Origin of the sequence: Streptomyces sp. NPDC090445, from assembly GCF_044769385.1 — a bacterium.
Lineage (GTDB): Bacteria > Actinomycetota > Actinomycetes > Streptomycetales > Streptomycetaceae > Streptomyces.
This window is the reverse complement of sequence record NZ_JBIVXV010000002.1, coordinates 430,771-445,160: the sequence shown is the minus strand read 5'-3', so window position 1 is coordinate 445,160 and position 14,390 is coordinate 430,771. Positions and strand designations below refer to the sequence as shown.

Below are 14,390 nucleotides of genomic sequence, written 5' to 3'. Positions count from 1 at the left end.
TGGCGCATGACCAAGGGCAACACCACCAAGATCACTGACGAGCTGTACCGGTACATGCTCGACCACAACCCCCCGCTGGACGAGATCCAGCGGGGGCTCGTGGAAACCACGTACGCCAAGTTCCCCGACGTGGCCGGCATGCAGTCCGCGGAGGAGCAGGGCCCGCTGCTGGCCTTCCTGGTCCGGCTGACCGGCGCCCGCCGCATCGTCGAGATCGGCACCTTCACCGGCTTCTCCACCCTCTCCATGGCCCAGGCGATGCCCGCGGACGGCGTCCTGATCGCCTGCGACATCTCCGACGAGTGGACCGCGTACGGGCGCCAGGCCTGGGAGGCGGCCGGCGTCGCCGACCGCATCGACCTGCGCATCGCCCCGGCGCTGGACACGCTGCGCGCCCTGCCGGCCGAGCCGCACATCGACCTGGCGTACGTGGACGCGGACAAGGAGAACCAGATCGCGTACTGGGAGGAGCTCGTGCCGCGGATGCGGCCGGGCGGGCTGATCGTCACCGACAACACGCTGTTCCACGGCACGGTCGTGGACGAGACGGCGACGAGCGGGTCTGCGGCCGGCGTCCGCGCCTACAACGACCACGTCGCGGCGGACCCGCGGATGGAGTCCGTGCTGCTCGCCATCTCGGACGGGCTCACCCTGTCGCGCAAGCGCTGACGCCGACTCGCGGTGCGCCGCGGTGCGCCGCGACGCACCGCGGGCAATGCGGGCACCGCAGGCAAATGCGGGGCTGCGCCCCGGCAGCTAGCAGCAGCCCCCGCCACCGCAGCAGCCTCCGCCGGACGGGGCCGGGGCGCTGCTGGTCCCGCCGACGGCGACGGCGGAGAGCAGCTTGACGGTGTCGGAGTGGCCGGCGGGGCAGTCGGCGGGCGCGGACGACTCGGCCATGGGACGGCTGACCTCAAAGGTGTCGTCGCAGGTCCGGCAGCGGAATTCGTATCGAGGCATGCGCCAAGGCTACCGAGGAAGCCCCGCAGGCTACCGGGGAAGCCCGTCGGCTACCGGGGAAGCCCCGCCCGGTCGCCGGTGCGGCCGTCCTGACCGTCGGGATCCAGGAGCCGCAGCTCGTCCTCGGACAGGCGCAGCGCGCCCGCGGCGATGTTGTCGGCCAGGTGGTCCGGCTTGCCGGTGCCCGGGATGGCCAGGACGTTGTCCCCGAGGTGCAGCGTCCACGCCAGCCGCAGCTGCGCCGGGCTCACCCCGCGGGCCTGCGAGACGGCGGAGACGGCGTCGGCCCGGCTGCCGGCGGGGGTGTCGCTGTCGGTTCCGTTGCCGGGGGTGTCGGCGGCGGTGTCGGCGGTGGTGTCGGCGGGGCGCAGGCCGGCCTCGCGGTGCTGCCCGGCCAGCGCGTAGAACGGGACGTACGCGACACCCTGCTCCCCGCAGAGCCGTATGAACGCGCGCTGCTCGGCCTGCTGCTCCGGGGCGAACCCGAGGCCGAACGCGTTCTGCACGCACACCACCGGGGCGATGGCCTGCGCTTCGGCGAGGTGGTGGGGCCGGACGTTGGACAGGCCCAGGTGGCGGATGAGCCCGGCCTCGCGCAGTTCGGCGAGTGCGCCGAAGCGTTCGGCGATCGAGTCGGTCCCGACGATGCGCAGGTTGACCACGTCGAGGTGGTCGCGGCCGAGTTCGCGCAGGTTCTGCTCGACCTGGCCGCGCAGCTGCCCGGGGGTGGCGTGGGGCATCCAGGCGCCGGACGGGTCGCGGCCCGGTCCGACCTTGGTGGCGATGACGAGGTCGTCCGGGTAGGGCGCGAGCGCCCGGTTGATCAGCTCGTTGGCGGAGCGCAGGCGGGAGAAGTAGAAGGCGGCCGTGTCGATGTGGTTCACGCCGAGCTCGACCGCGCGGCGCAGTACGCGGATCGCGCGGTCGCGGTCGCCGGGGGCCGCGTCGGGGTCGAAGGCGGCGCCGTCCTGGGTGATCCGCATCGCGCCGAAGCCGATCCGGTTGACGCGGAGGTCGCCGAGGTTCCAGGTGCCCGATGCCGCTGCAGTGATCGTTTGCGAGGTCATGCCGGAATGATCAACGAGGGATAGGGTGGGCGGCCAATGATTCGGCTCCAGCTGAATCCGGGCCCCGAAGGGACTGTCATGGGCCGGCCGACGCTGCTGCCGTTCTCGGCGGACGATCTGGCGCACATGCGGTTCGCGGTCTCGCCGATGTGGCAGCTCATGGCCGCGTTCCGGCTGCTGGCCCGGTCCTCGGACGCGGCGGGCGGCGTACGGCCGCCGCCGACGACCGAGGACACGACGACAGGGCGGGCGACAGCCGGGCATGCGACAGCCGGGCATGCGGCAGCCGGGCGGGCGGCAGCCGCACGGGCCGCGGCGGTGCGGGCCGCGGCGGTGCGGGCCGCGGCGGTGCGGGCGACGGCGGTCCGGCGGGCGGCCGGGCCAGCGGCCGCCGGGCAGGTGACGGCGGTGCGGGCCACTGCCGTGCGGGTGGCCGCGGCCGGGCATCCCGTGCACGGGCCGTGGCTCGCGCAGGTGCGCCCGCGGGTGGCGGCCGCCGGGCTGGACCGCGGCTGGCTCGCCGAGCTGATCCCGGCAGCCTCCCGCTACGCCCCCGACTTCCTCACCCCGGCGCCGTCCGGCCCGGCCCCCGCACTGGACCGGGAACTCGCCGCGATCACGGCCACCCCGGCCGAGCGGGTACGCCGGGACCTCGAACACCTCGCGCACCACCAGGGCCGGCTCGGCCCCCGGCTGCGGGCGCTGCACGCGGATCCGCCCGGCCGGCTGCCCCGGGTCGCGGAGGAGGCCGAGGCCTTCTGGGAGCTGGCCCTGGCGCCCTACTGGGCACGGATACGGGCCGTGCTCGAAGCCGACGTACTGCACCGGGCCCGGCAGGCCGCCGAGCACGGCGCCGCCCGCCTCCTCACCGACCTGGACCCGCAGGCCGACTGGGACGGCGTCGCCCTGCGGCTCGCACCCCCGCGGTCCCGGCAGCGCGCGCTCAGCCGGGAGGCGGCGGGCCCGGGGCTGCTGCTCATCCCTTCGGCGTTCAAAACCTCCGGCCTTTCCACGCGGGTGGCGCCGCCGGACCCGCCGCAGCTCGTCTACCCCGCGCGCGGCGCCGGCTCCCTGTGGGAGACGCGGCCGCGCACCGCCTCCGCGGCCCTCGCCGCCGTACTCGGACACTCGCGCAGCACGCTCCTGGCGGAGCTGGACAGCCCGGCCTCCACCACCGAGCTGGCCGACCGTACGGGCCTCTCCCCGGCGCGGGTCTCCCAGTGCCTGACCGCGCTGCGCGACGCGGGCCTGGCCAGCGCCCACCGGGCGGGCCGCAGCGTGCTGTACGCGCGCACCGCGGCCGCCGAAGCCCTGCTGGCCGCGGCCGCGGCCGCGGCCTCGCCGGGCGGCCGGCAGGGCTACTAGGCGTGCCGGGTCAATGCCCGGCGGCCGGGGTCGCCGACCGGGTCCTGCTCCGGGCCCGGTCCTCGCGGGCCGCCTGCTCGGGGTGGCGGGCCCGCCAGTACGGGTTGTCGTGCGGCAGCGCGCTGCCCACCCGCCCGTACATCCCGAACCACATCAGCATCACGCCGACGACGAAGCTGAACAGCACGTTCTGGATCTCGAAGGCGAGGAAGTTCAGTCCCGTGTCCAGCAGGGCCAGGTTGACGAAACCGCTCGCGATGAAGGCCAGCCCGAGCACGATGTTGAGCGTCGAGGCGAAGTTCCCGCCGATCACCATCCCGATGATGAGCAGCAGGCCGACACAGATCGACAGGACGCTCAGCGCGCCGTTGGTGTTCAGGGAGAGGACCTGGTCGCCGCCGGTGTCGAAGAACCCGATCCGGTTCGTCAGCCCGAGCACCCCGAAGACGACGAGCAGGATCCCGGTCAGGCCGGCACCGACCCGGTACACCATGCTGAGCTTGTGGTCGACGGGCAGGTGCTCGTCGAGCTGCGCCTCGACGGGATGCATCATGCGGCGCACGCGGCGCCGAAGCCTGTGGGTCTCCTGCGGCACCTGCGGCCCGTAGGGCTCATGGGCCACGAAGGGCGCGTAATTCTCATGGGCCTCGTGACACCCGTAGACCGCGTGCGGCGCATAACCCTCACGCGGCGCAGGCGCAGCCCGAGACGCACGAGCTGCACGAGAACTGCGGGAAACGCGGGAGACGCGGGAAGTGTGTGAAGCGTGGGCAGCCATACCGCCCTCCTCTGCTCCGTCCCTGTCCCACCAGCATCCGCCGATGCCCACCCCCGGACAACTCCGGCCGCAACCGGTGCGGCCCGGCCCGGCTCAGCCGGTGGCGCGCCCGCCCCGTACGTCCGCCACCACCCGGCCCACCACCGCCCGGACCTCCTCCATCTCCTGGAGGAAGCGCCAGTAGTCGGGGTGGCGACCCTCCAGCGAGGCCAGCGCCCGCTCCACCCGGGCCACCGACTCGTCCAGCGGCCCCGCGTGCCGCGGATCGGGCACACTGCGGCCCTCCATCACCAGCCGCTGCGCGTCCCGGATCACGAACCGGGTCCGCTCCACCTCCTGCTGCGGATCCCGCGCCACCGCCTCCAGCCGGGTCAGCCGGTCCTGCGCGGCCGACACCGCCTCGCCGGTGGCGTCCAGGGCCGCCCGCACCGCCTCGATCAGCGCCGCCACATCCGCCCAGCGCTGCTCCTCCCGCGCCCGGGCCGCCTCCCGCAGCTGCTCCTCCGCCCGCGAGACATCCCGCACGGCCTGCTCCGGCACGTGCTGCAGGTCCTGCCAGCACGCCGCGCTGAACCGCCGCCGCAGCTCGCTGAGCACCGGATCCACCCGGTCCGCCCGGTTGCGCAGCGCCTGCGCCCGGGTCCGCAGGCTCACCAGCCGCCGGTCGATCTCCGCGGCCCGCTCCGGCAGCCGCGCCAGCTCGGCCCGTATCGCCTCGGCATCCCGCAGGACCCGGTCCGCACGCTGCAGGGTGTCCTGCACCCCGTGCTGGGCCACCCCCTGGTTCAGCAAGGTCAGCTCCGGGGCGAGCGCCGCCAGCCGCACCGCCAGGTCATCGGCCCGCATCCCCGACCCGCGCACCTCGTCCAGCGCCGCGCTCGCCGCCAGCAGCGCCGCCTTCGCCCGCTCCCGGGCCGGCGCCACCTGCGCGAGCTGCGTCTCCGCCCGGTCCAGCAGCGGCTGGATCCCCTGCGCGAACCGGTCCAGCTCCCCCTTGGCCCGTACGAGCTCCTCGCGCGCCCGCGTCAGCTGGTCCCGCGCCCGCGCCGCCACGGCACCGTCCAGCTCCGGCCGGTCCAGGTCATGCGCGTCGACCGCCTCGATGTACACGTGGCTGGCCTGGTCGATCCGCTGCCCCAGCGCGGCGAACGCCTCGCCCGCCTGCCGGGCCGCCGGCGAACCGTCCGCCGCCGCGATGGTCTCGATCGAGATCCGCAGATCCCGCTGAGCCGTGTCCAGCTCGTAGAACGCGGCGGCCGCGGCATCCTTGGCCGCCTGAGCATCCGCCCGCCGACTGTCGTCCCGCCCACCGAACCACCGCCGGGATGCCGTCGTCACAATCCCTCTCCCGTACCGCGCCCGCCACCGCCATGCCGCTCCATTCTCCCCCACGGGAACGGGTTTGCGTGGGGGGCGTGGCTGGCATGTAGGCTGTCCACTCATCGCGGGTGCGTAGCTCAGGGGTAGAGCGCTGCTCTTACAAAGCAGATGTCGGCGGTTCGAAACCGTCCGCGCCCACCAAGGCCTAACTAGCAGGTCAGGCCACACATTGAGGCCCCCCGTCGAAATCGAACGGGGGGCCTTCTGTGTGCCCGGATGCCACATAGATGCCACATCCCCATGAAAGTGGGGTGGCTGGGCGTCACCCGGAGTTCGTCGCCCCGTCGCCGATCCGGAAGGCGCGGGGATCGGGTCCGAACGGTGATGCGCACGGCGGTCCGGTCGGAGCCCGGCGGGCGCATACTGGGCGCAATGACAAAGCCAGCCGCACCGAAGCGCCATCTGCCGAGCAGCCCCTTCAAAGCCCCGACCGCGCCACCCCCCAAGCACTTCGCGGTGGGTGACCAGGTTACGCACGACGTGTACGGACTCGGCCGAGTGATCGGCGTCGAGGACGGAACCGCGACGCTCGTCGATTTCGGCTCGGCGCGAGAGCGGATCTTGAGCCCGTACGCCAAAATGATCAAGCTGTAGGACCGTAGGCCGCGCGGCGACAGCGCCCCGATTCGAGCTTGCAAAGCAGATGTCGGCGGTTCGAAACCGTCCGCGCCCACCAGTACGAAGGCCCCTCGCCGATCATGGCGGGGGGCCTTTGGTGTGTGTGTCCGGCATCGACGTTCACGGGCGTTTGTGACCGGGGGCGGATCCCGCGCAGGCGGGTTCGAGGATCTCCGCCACGGCGCGGGTGGTGGCGGGGATGTCGTGGCGGTGGTCAGGCGGTCCGAGGCCGGGTGTTCAGCGGGTGCCGATGGCCTGCTGGTAGTCGAAGAAGCCGGTCGGGTCGTATGTCCGCTTCACGTCGACCAGGCGGGGGTAGTTCGTGCCGTAGTAGGCCTCCCGCCAGTTCTTGAGCGTCGGGTCGGGGAAGTTCTGGTACGAGTGGTCGGGCGACTTGTGGCGGAAGATGTCGTCGTAGAACTGCTTGAGCCAGTGGAGGTTGGCTTCGGCGACGCTGGGGCGGTCGTGGTCTGCCCACGAGGTCTCGGCGGCGAAGACGAAGAGGTCGTTTCGGTGTACGAACGCGGTCGCGTCCGGCGGGACCTGGTTGATCTCACCGCCGAGGGCGAACATCGCGAACCCGGCTCCGTCCTCGTTGCCGCTGCCGGGCCAGTCGAGCAGGCGCTCGGCTGCCGCGCTGACCTGCTGATCGGTCAGGAGGGTGCGGGAGTCCAGCATCGCGGATTTGGTGGCGAAGCGTTCGATCGGTGTGGTGGCGCTCAGCAGCACGCTCGCTTCACCGGGCGTGACCTGGCGGACGGACGCGCTGTTGCGGGCGCGTTCCTCGGCCGTGCCGATCTCGAGCAGCGGGTCGAGGATGGCGCGCAGTTCCCGGACGGTGCCGTAGAACTGGCCGATGGCGTTGACGTTGGCGTTCGCACGGATCTGTGCCCTGGTCGTGCCGTTGGTGCCGATGCCCAGACGCATGTGGAACCGCCTGTCGTCCGCGGTGTCCCGGGCGATGCGCTGGGCGGCGGCGAGCACCGGCAGTACGGAGTCCAGGCTCCAGCGGACCTGGTAGAAGCCCACGGTGCCCTCGAACTGCTCGTACTGGAAGGTGAACGAGGTGTGGACGCCGAAGTTGTTGCCGGCTCCGCCGCGGCAGGCCCAGAACAAGTCGGGGTGCGCGTCTTCGGCGGCCTTGACCGTGCGTCCGTCGGCAAGCACGACGGTCGTGGAAACGAGCCGGTCGCAGGTCAGGCCGAACATCTTGTCGCTGAAGCCGATACCGCCGCCGAGCGTGAGCCCTGCGACCCCGACGCTGGGGCAGCGACCGGTCGGCAGGAACATGCCCTGGTCCTCCAACAGCGGATGCAGGTCGCCGTTGGTGACGCCGGCCCCCACGGTGACGGTGCCGGCGCCGTGTACGACCTTCATCGGCCCGTAGACCCGATGCCGGGCACGGCCCGGCGTCGGAGTGGAGGCGATGCTCTTCATGCGGGCCATGTTCAGCAGCAGGCCCGTGGTGGTCGAATACCCGGCGTAGTTGTGTCCCAGCCCGGAGCGCGGTACGGCGGGCAGCCCCACCGCGCGAGCCCAGCGGATCGCTTCGGACACGTCCCGGGTGGTCGCGCAGGCAACGATGCCGGCAGGCTGGATTCCGGCGTACCTGTGGTTGTACGGCAAGGCCAGCGCCGGATATACGGAGCCGTGAGGCCGGTAGAGGGTGGCCCCGGGGGACAGCGCATCGGCCAACCGCTTCCAGTCCCGGGCGTCAACCGACGCTGCTGCCTCAGCCGGCGCAGCCGCACTCTCCGGTGCCTGCAGCCCCAGCGCCCCGCCCATGCTGCCGAGCACACCCGCCCGCAGCACGTTCCGCCTGTCGATCACAGTGACCTACCCTCACGCAGCGGTCGCAGACTCCTCCTGCGATCCCATCGGCCAGTCCGTCGATCGTCGACCGGCGCGATCCGCGTCGGCCGGCCACGCGCCAGACCCCCCACACGAAAGGACGAGGGACGCACTGCCAAACAGCTCAGGCACACGCCCGGGGCCGTTGCCCGACCGTCAAGGCCGAACGTCCTTCGACTCCTTCACCGCCGCTGCGAACGTGCCGTCAGCGCCTTCGCCCTACGGTGCTCGGCAAAGGCGCTGACGGCTGTCGCGTGGGGCGCGGTGTCGGTTCACTGCTGATCCGGACGGCCCTTTTGTGTCGGCTGCAGCGCGTTGGCGTACACGTAGTCGGCGACGTTGGTGCCGATCTGCCGCCCGTCCTCGGCGTCCCAGCGGAAGTGCACGCCCAGCCACAGCCGGCTGAACTCGCCCTCCTCGGCGACCTGGCTGAAGCTGTTCATCCGGCGGGACGGCACGAGGGTGTGCGGGTCCTCGGAGTGCGCGGTGAACGAGACGTCGTCACGGCCGAAGTAGTGCTGCATCGCAGTTGCCCACGCCCCCGTGAAGTTGGCGTGCCCGGAGGTCCAGGCGGGGAAGCACGGGGTCCACGGTGCCCCCGAGCGGTCCGCGCTGAGGGGCTCCCAGTCTGCGTTCGCGCCGCCCGTCGCCCGGATCGCGGATACCGGGCGCCACTCGTTGATCGGGGTGTCGAACTTGCTGTCCCAGGACGCGATCCCGGCATCCGCCAACGACAGCGCCGACAGCGCGAACAAGCGGGTGGTCTCGTACGTGTCGAGCTTGAACTTCTTGGCGACCGTCCCGGTCAGCTGGAGCAGCTGCCCCGGGGGGTGGTAGGTGCCGTTCAGGTCATGGTCCCAGAACCAGGCGACGACGGTCTGATCGTAGGTGCGCTCGGTGGAGTCGACGGCACCGACCCGTCGCACCTCGTCGAGCTGGCGCGCGTACTGCGGGCTGTTCACCAGCTCGCCGTAGGAAGTGAAGCCGCGCAGGCTGGGAGGCCGGAACTGCGAGCCGGAGCGGAGCACGAACGGCTTCACCTTGCCCCAGTTCGGGGTCACCGCGTCGCTCGGCTCCTTGCAGGCCCCTTCGTCTTCCGTCGCCTCTTCGCCTGTCGGCCGCCAGGCTCCGGGGGTGGTGGTGTCGCCGTCGTAGACCTCCGGGTTGTCCGAACCGTCGTCCGCCCGGGCCTTGTTGATCTGCCTCACCACGCGGTCGACCACCAGGCGGTCGAGGGGGTCGGGGGCGTGGGGGGAGCGTCCGGTGCGGGCCTCGTACCGGGCGTCGATGTAGGCCTGGTCGTTCGGGTACAGCTCGGAGATCATTCGGTACGCCGTGCGGTCGATCAGCCGCTCCTCTTCGTCCGCACGCGGCTTCGACGATTTGCTGGCGTACTTCAGCGGCCGGCTGAGGTACGGCTGGTACTTCAGGGTTCCGTACGTGTACTGATAGGCGCTCTCGGCGTTGTAGATCGCCGCGAAGACCATCGCCCCGGACCTGGAGAGCTTGCCGGGCGAGGCGTCCCAGCCCCGCGCATTGCGGAACGTCTGCAACAGGACCTTGTTCCAGTACTGCGTCGGATCGCCCTTGTGCCCTGTCACGGCGGCGGCCTGCGGCGCGCCGGCCGCCACCGGACTCAACCCGGCGAGCAGGGCGCCGGCCACGACGACGGCCCGCAGCCGTCCCAGGCGCCCGCCGGCTCGGGACTTCGAGCGTGGCAGAACGCACTTCGCGGCCGACCGACGGTCAGCCTTGGGCTTGAGAGGCACGGCATTCCTTTCGACGCGCTGATCAACAGCGGCAGCGTAATGTCGGATATGCCGAGATTGCTGTAGGCCGCGCCGATATGCCGATGCTCGGATAGTCGTCTGGATCTACGCGGACATGCCCATCCGGTCACGCTCGACAGCCGGCCGGGCGGTGATGGCCTGACCGCAGCCGGAACGGACGGGCAGCGGCGAGGAACGGCCTCCCCACCCCCCTCCGTCACCGGGACCGGACCGGACCGCCCTTGGTTCCCGTACGGGCCTCGGGCTCGTACGGGAGGCTTCGGACGAGGAAGCGATCAGTTGCGTTCGGGGAGGAGGGTGGCGGCGGTCAGGCCGGCGAGGCCGATGACGGCCAGGGTGATCATGGCGGCGGCGTAGGCGCTGCTGGTGAGGCCGGAGACGAGGATCGTGCCGGCAATCGCGGTGCCGAGGGAGGAGCCGAGGTTCGACACGCTGCGGGACAGGCCGGAGATCTCGCCCTGCTCCTCCTCGGGGAAGCTGGACTGGACGACGTTGACCGACGGGGTCAGCATCACGCCGAGGCCCAGCCCGATCAGCAGCAGTCCGGGGGCGAGGGCCCAGGGGTTCGGGGAGCCGCCGGCCAGCGCGATGAGGACGGCGATGCCGGCGATGGTGACGCAGAACCCGGTCATGATCAGGGTCCGCTGGGGGCGCCGCCTGGCGAGGCGTTCCGCGGCCAGGGACGACACGAGCAGGCCCAGCGTGGCCGCGGTGAAGATCACGCCGGTCTGGATGGCGTCGTAGCCGCGGACGACCTGGAGGTAGGCCGCGACCGTGAACGAGGTGCCCATCAGCAGGAGCCACTGCACGTTCTGGGTGACGAGGCCGAGGTTGGACGTCCGGTTGTGGAACGGGCCGGTGGACGGCAGCGGCTCCTGGCCCGCCCGCGGGCGGCGGCGATCGGCGCGCCGGTCGGGGCGTACGTGAGCAGCTTGAGGGTGATCGCCGAGCGGTTCACCATGTCGTTCCAGCGACCCCGGTACGTGGAGGACCGCAGCCAGGCCTGCCAGAACGCCCGGCAGTCCTCCAGCTCGCCGGTGACCCCGTCCAGGGACGGCGGCGGGGCGGGGGCGGGCCCGCCGGCCGCCGTGCTCGTCAGCACCACCGCCGCCATCTCGCCGGCCCGCAGCGTGAACCCGGCCGTGAGGTCGTCGCCGTCCGCACGCAGGGTGAGGGGCGCGGTGGCCTGCACGTGGAGATCCGTGTCCGGACCGTGGAAGACCGCCGCGCGGTCGCCGGTCAGCGCCAGCGTGTGCGGGCCCGCCCGTAGTCGAAGCGGGGACGGCAGTCGAACGTGAACGGCAGGCTGCCCCGCACCACGCGGACCAACCGGACCAGACGGTGCCGGTCGGTCGCCGTCCGGCCGGTCACCGGGGCATGAAGTCGGCGACCTCGCCGACGCCGCCCGCGGCCAGGAAGCGGTTGACGAGCACGGCCGTGTCGGACAGGTACAGCTGCCGGACCGTCACGCCGTCGCCGTCCGGGAGGTCCACGGCCAGCCGGCAGAAGCCGCCGCGGTCGGCGTCGAGGAGCGAGGCGAAGATGCTCGGCGAGTCGAAACGCGGTGTGCACCACCAGTCGATCGTTCCTCCCGAGGCCACCAGGGCCGCGGTCTGGAGGTCTCCGACCATGCCGTGGTCGGCGATGGGCGGGTATCGGTTCACGGGCCATCCTCCGCCGGTGGGGGCGCCGCGGGCCGCAGCGCCCACGGTCCTTCATAGAGTGCGCCGCACGTCGGATCAGCGCATCCCGGCGGAGGGGTGTCGGCGGCGGGCGGGGGCGTGGGATCGTCGGGGGATGGGCGAGTGGGGTGTCGTGGGGGCGGCTCTGCTGGGGGTCGCCGGCGTGCTGGCGGTGTGGGAGAGGAAGGCCGGGGCCGGGTTCGAGCAGCGGCGCGAGGCCGAGCGGGCACGGCTGCTCGCGCAGATCGCCGAGTCGGGGGCGGCCGCGGGCGAGGGTGAGGCCGCCGGCGCCGGCGCCGGCGCGGGGAGGGGGGACGCCGGGGACCCGAAGTACGCCGACGTCAGCGGCATCCCGCGCGGGCACGGGCGGGACAGGCCCGACAGCCGGGAGGACGCCGGGTTCACGGCCGTGCTGGTCGAGTACTACGCGTACGGGCTGGCGCAGGCACGCAGCAGCTTCGCCACCAGCCAGCGGTTCGCCGGGGTGGGCGCCGCGATCCTGCTGGTCGGCGTGGCACTCGGCGTCTGGAAGGCGGAGAGCACCGGAGACCTCTACCTCGGGATGGTGATCAGCTCGGTCGGCGTCGTCGTCACCCTCATCGGGCAACTGTTCCACCGCCGCGCCGACATCGCCCTGCGGCACATGGCCGACCAGACCGCCGCCCTGCGGGAGGACCGCCGGGCGGCCGCGGCCCTGCAGCAGGCCGTCGGACTGCTGGACGAGGTGGCGGACCCCGAGCTGCGGGCACGCCTGCAAGCCGGCCTGATCATGAAATTGTCCGGGGCCGAGCTGCCCCGGTAGCGCGATAGTGGGGGTATGTGCCGTTCCATTAAGACCCTGCGCCCGCCCGCCATCCCCGAGAAGGCCACCGAGGAGGAGATCCACGCCGCCGCGCTGCAGTACGTACGCAAGGTGTCCGGCTTCCGCGCCCCGGCCGCGCACAACCAGGAGGTCTTCGACGCGGCCGTGGACGCCGTCGCCGAAGCGACCCGCGACCTGCTGGACGGGCTCCGCGTGCGGGGCGCTGCCGCAGTGCCGGCCGCCGCAGCCGCCCCCGCCTGAGCGCTCCGCGGGAGGTGCCGCGATGGGGCGGCGATGGGGCGGCGAAGGTCCGGCGACCGGCTGCGGACCGGTTGTGGCCGATCGCGCAGTTCCCCGCGCCCCTGCGGGGCACTGCCGGAGGCAGGGGGCGAGGGCAGGGCGGCAGGCGCAGGGGGGCGGGGTCAGTACGTACGGGCCCGGCGGCGCAGGATCCAGATGCCGGCACCGAGTGCGCTCGCGGCGAGGGTGCCGCCGATCGCGATCCGGGCCGGGCTCACCGCGCCGATGCTGCCGCCCTCGCCGCCGCGGGCCGCGCCCGGGGCGACCTGGAGGGAGACGGTGACGCGCGACCCGGCGAAGTCCCCGCACTCGAAGGTGACGGGGTGCACGCCGGTGGAAGCGTTGCGCAGGATGGTGGCGCTCCCGGTCAGGCTGCCGGAGCCGGAGCTGCCTCCCCCCGACAGCCGGACCTCGCCGAACGCACTCGACCCGACCCGGGCGAGGTTGCTCCCGCAGCCCCGGAGGATGAGGGCGACCCGGTTGCCGGGGGCAGCGGTGGTGGGGGAGACCGCGGCCGAGAGGGGGGAGCCGTCGGCGGCATGGGCGGCGGGAAGCGGAGCGACGGCGGTGGCGGCGACGGCTAGCGTCGCGGCTGCGAGGTTCAGCAGCGGGCGGTTCGACGGCTTGGCGGGCATGGATCGAACTCCTCGGGCTCCTCTGAACGGCGCGGCCGGGCCACGGGTGTGACGCGGATTCGGTTGCGCACCATGCTGTGGACGCTAGGAGCCCGAGCCGCCGACGGCGATCGGGACCGGGTGAACGGGTGAGTGGCTGCTCCACCCGGGGGAACGCGCAGGGCCGGGCGGGCGCCGGGCGACGCCGGGCAGCGGGTGGCCTGCGGCGGGTGGGGGAGAGAGCGGCCCACACGCATGCCGGGGCGCCAGGGGCAGGGCGGCTGCGGGCCGCTGCGCGGGGCCTGCGGCGCGGGGCTGCCGGTGCGGGGCTGCCGGTGCGGGCGGCACGGCGCGGGGCGGCGCGGGCTGTGCGGGCTGTGCCTGCGGTACCGAGGCCGAGGCAGGCCGGGTTGCTGCGCGGTCGGTGCCGAGGCCGGGGCGGTCGGGCTGCCATGCGGTCGGCGCCCGGGCCGGGCGGGTCGGGTGGCTGTGTTGCCGGGGCGGGGGCCCTGGGGTCGGGGTGGGGCCGTTACGCCGTTGGTGCCGGGGTCGGGGCGGGGCGGCGGATGACGAAGGCGGCCAGGGAGCCCGCGGCGAACAGGGCGATCACGGAGACCGCGGTGCCGAGCCAGGCCGCCCCGAGCCACTGGGTGCCGAAATAGCCGAAGGCCACGCTGTAACCGGCCCAGGCCATGCCCGCCAGAGCCGACCAGGGCAGGAACTCCCTCACCTTGCGGTGGGTCTTCCCGGCACCCAGCGACACCACCGAACGGCCGGCCGGTGCGAACCGGGCGATCACCACCAGGGCTCCGCCGCCCCGGGCCAGGGCCGTGCCCAGGCGCTCCTGGGCCAGCGTCAGGCGCCGGGAACGGGCGATGGCCCGCTCCAGCCGGTCCCCGCCGCGCCTGGCCAGCCGGAACGCAGCCATGTCACCCAGCACCGAGGCGGTCGTGGCGATCAGCAGCAGTGCCGCGATGTCGGGGACCCGGTCCGGTACCGGAACCGGTCCGGCCGCCCCGGCAGCAGCCGCGGCCGCCGCCGCAGTGATCACCAGCACCCCGCTCGGCAGCACCGGAAGGAACACATCGAGCACGACGGACAACGCCACGACGGCGTAGATCCATGGGCTCGCGGTCAGCGACCCCAGACTCTCCCACAAGACGAGACCCCCCGGTCCGGTTGA

14 protein-coding genes, 1 tRNA gene and 1 pseudogene are annotated in these 14,390 nt (G+C 73.1%); 6 read left to right on the top strand and 10 right to left on the bottom strand.

Going from position 1 to position 14,390, the window contains the following annotated elements; translation table 11 throughout:
- Nucleotides 1-6: 6 nt before the first annotated feature.
- On the top strand, nt 7-669 hold the full coding sequence (locus ACIQUT_RS06720; protein ID WP_403560156.1) for an O-methyltransferase: 663 nt from the start codon (nt 7-9) through the stop codon (nt 667-669).
- 87 nt (nt 670-756) lie between these two features.
- Here ACIQUT_RS06720 and ACIQUT_RS06715 read toward each other — a convergent pair whose 3' ends face one another.
- Together ACIQUT_RS06715 and ACIQUT_RS06710 are read right to left on the bottom strand one after the other, a co-directional pair.
- Entirely contained in the window at nt 757-960 is a 204-nt protein-coding gene (locus ACIQUT_RS06715; protein ID WP_179172463.1) for a zinc ribbon domain-containing protein, read from the bottom strand.
- Between the two features lie 50 nt (nt 961-1,010).
- Complete coding sequence (locus ACIQUT_RS06710; protein WP_403560154.1) at nt 1,011-2,027, bottom strand: aldo/keto reductase; 1,017 nt, start codon at nt 2,025-2,027, stop codon at nt 1,011-1,013.
- Between the two features lie 78 nt (nt 2,028-2,105).
- On the opposite strand from ACIQUT_RS06710, the gene ACIQUT_RS06705 reads away from it, so the two are divergent.
- Nucleotides 2,106-3,392 (top strand): winged helix-turn-helix transcriptional regulator, encoded by a 1,287-nt coding sequence (locus ACIQUT_RS06705; RefSeq protein ID WP_403560152.1) that lies wholly within the window; start codon nt 2,106-2,108, stop codon nt 3,390-3,392.
- Nucleotides 3,393-3,402: 10 nt separating this feature from the next.
- Here ACIQUT_RS06705 and ACIQUT_RS06700 read toward each other — a convergent pair whose 3' ends face one another.
- Both ACIQUT_RS06700 and ACIQUT_RS06695 read right to left on the bottom strand, forming a co-directional pair.
- Nucleotides 3,403-3,945, bottom strand: coding sequence for a DUF4383 domain-containing protein (locus tag ACIQUT_RS06700; RefSeq protein ID WP_403560616.1), 543 nt, complete (start codon nt 3,943-3,945; stop codon nt 3,403-3,405).
- Between the two features lie 318 nt (nt 3,946-4,263).
- Entirely contained in the window at nt 4,264-5,562 is a 1,299-nt protein-coding gene (locus ACIQUT_RS06695; protein ID WP_403560150.1) for a hypothetical protein, read from the bottom strand.
- A 54-nt stretch (nt 5,563-5,616) separates the two neighbouring features.
- Between ACIQUT_RS06695 and ACIQUT_RS06690 the strand changes: the two genes are divergently transcribed.
- Nucleotides 5,617-5,691 (top strand) — tRNA-Val (locus ACIQUT_RS06690).
- A 231-nt stretch (nt 5,692-5,922) separates the two neighbouring features.
- A complete protein-coding gene (locus ACIQUT_RS06685; RefSeq protein WP_360622507.1) occupies nt 5,923-6,144 on the top strand; it encodes a hypothetical protein in 222 nt (73 codons plus the stop codon).
- A 261-nt stretch (nt 6,145-6,405) separates the two neighbouring features.
- On the opposite strand, the gene ACIQUT_RS06680 is transcribed toward ACIQUT_RS06685, so the two are convergent.
- The 4 genes and pseudogenes from ACIQUT_RS06680 to ACIQUT_RS06665 all read right to left on the bottom strand — a co-directional run.
- Nucleotides 6,406-7,998 (bottom strand): FAD-binding oxidoreductase, encoded by a 1,593-nt coding sequence (locus ACIQUT_RS06680; RefSeq protein WP_403560148.1) that lies wholly within the window; start codon nt 7,996-7,998, stop codon nt 6,406-6,408.
- 293 nt (nt 7,999-8,291) lie between these two features.
- Nucleotides 8,292-9,788 carry a vanadium-dependent haloperoxidase gene (locus ACIQUT_RS06675; protein ID WP_403560146.1) on the bottom strand — a complete coding sequence of 499 codons (1,497 nt, stop codon included), beginning with the start codon at nt 9,786-9,788 and terminating at the stop codon, nt 8,292-8,294.
- A 296-nt stretch (nt 9,789-10,084) separates the two neighbouring features.
- On the bottom strand, nt 10,085-10,618 hold the full coding sequence (locus tag ACIQUT_RS06670) for an MFS transporter (protein ID WP_403560614.1): 534 nt from the start codon (nt 10,616-10,618) through the stop codon (nt 10,085-10,087).
- Nucleotides 10,619-10,698: 80 nt separating this feature from the next.
- Nucleotides 10,699-11,473, bottom strand: a pseudogene (locus ACIQUT_RS06665) (trehalase-like domain-containing protein); the annotation flags it as partial.
- A gap of 133 nt (nt 11,474-11,606) precedes the next feature.
- On the opposite strand from ACIQUT_RS06665, the gene ACIQUT_RS06660 reads away from it, so the two are divergent.
- Both ACIQUT_RS06660 and ACIQUT_RS06655 read left to right on the top strand, forming a co-directional pair.
- Nucleotides 11,607-12,293 carry a hypothetical protein gene (locus tag ACIQUT_RS06660; protein WP_403560144.1) on the top strand — a complete coding sequence of 229 codons (687 nt, stop codon included), beginning with the start codon at nt 11,607-11,609 and terminating at the stop codon, nt 12,291-12,293.
- Between the two features lie 15 nt (nt 12,294-12,308).
- Nucleotides 12,309-12,554, top strand: a complete 246-nt coding sequence (locus tag ACIQUT_RS06655) for a DUF2277 domain-containing protein (protein WP_403560142.1) — start codon at nt 12,309-12,311, stop codon at nt 12,552-12,554.
- A gap of 161 nt (nt 12,555-12,715) precedes the next feature.
- On the opposite strand, the gene ACIQUT_RS06650 is transcribed toward ACIQUT_RS06655, so the two are convergent.
- Both ACIQUT_RS06650 and ACIQUT_RS06645 read right to left on the bottom strand, forming a co-directional pair.
- On the bottom strand, nt 12,716-13,228 hold the full coding sequence (locus tag ACIQUT_RS06650) for a hypothetical protein (RefSeq protein WP_403560141.1): 513 nt from the start codon (nt 13,226-13,228) through the stop codon (nt 12,716-12,718).
- Nucleotides 13,229-13,736: 508 nt separating this feature from the next.
- Nucleotides 13,737-14,366 carry a DedA family protein gene (locus ACIQUT_RS06645; protein WP_403560139.1) on the bottom strand — a complete coding sequence of 210 codons (630 nt, stop codon included), beginning with the start codon at nt 14,364-14,366 and terminating at the stop codon, nt 13,737-13,739.
- Nucleotides 14,367-14,390 lie beyond the last annotated feature (24 nt).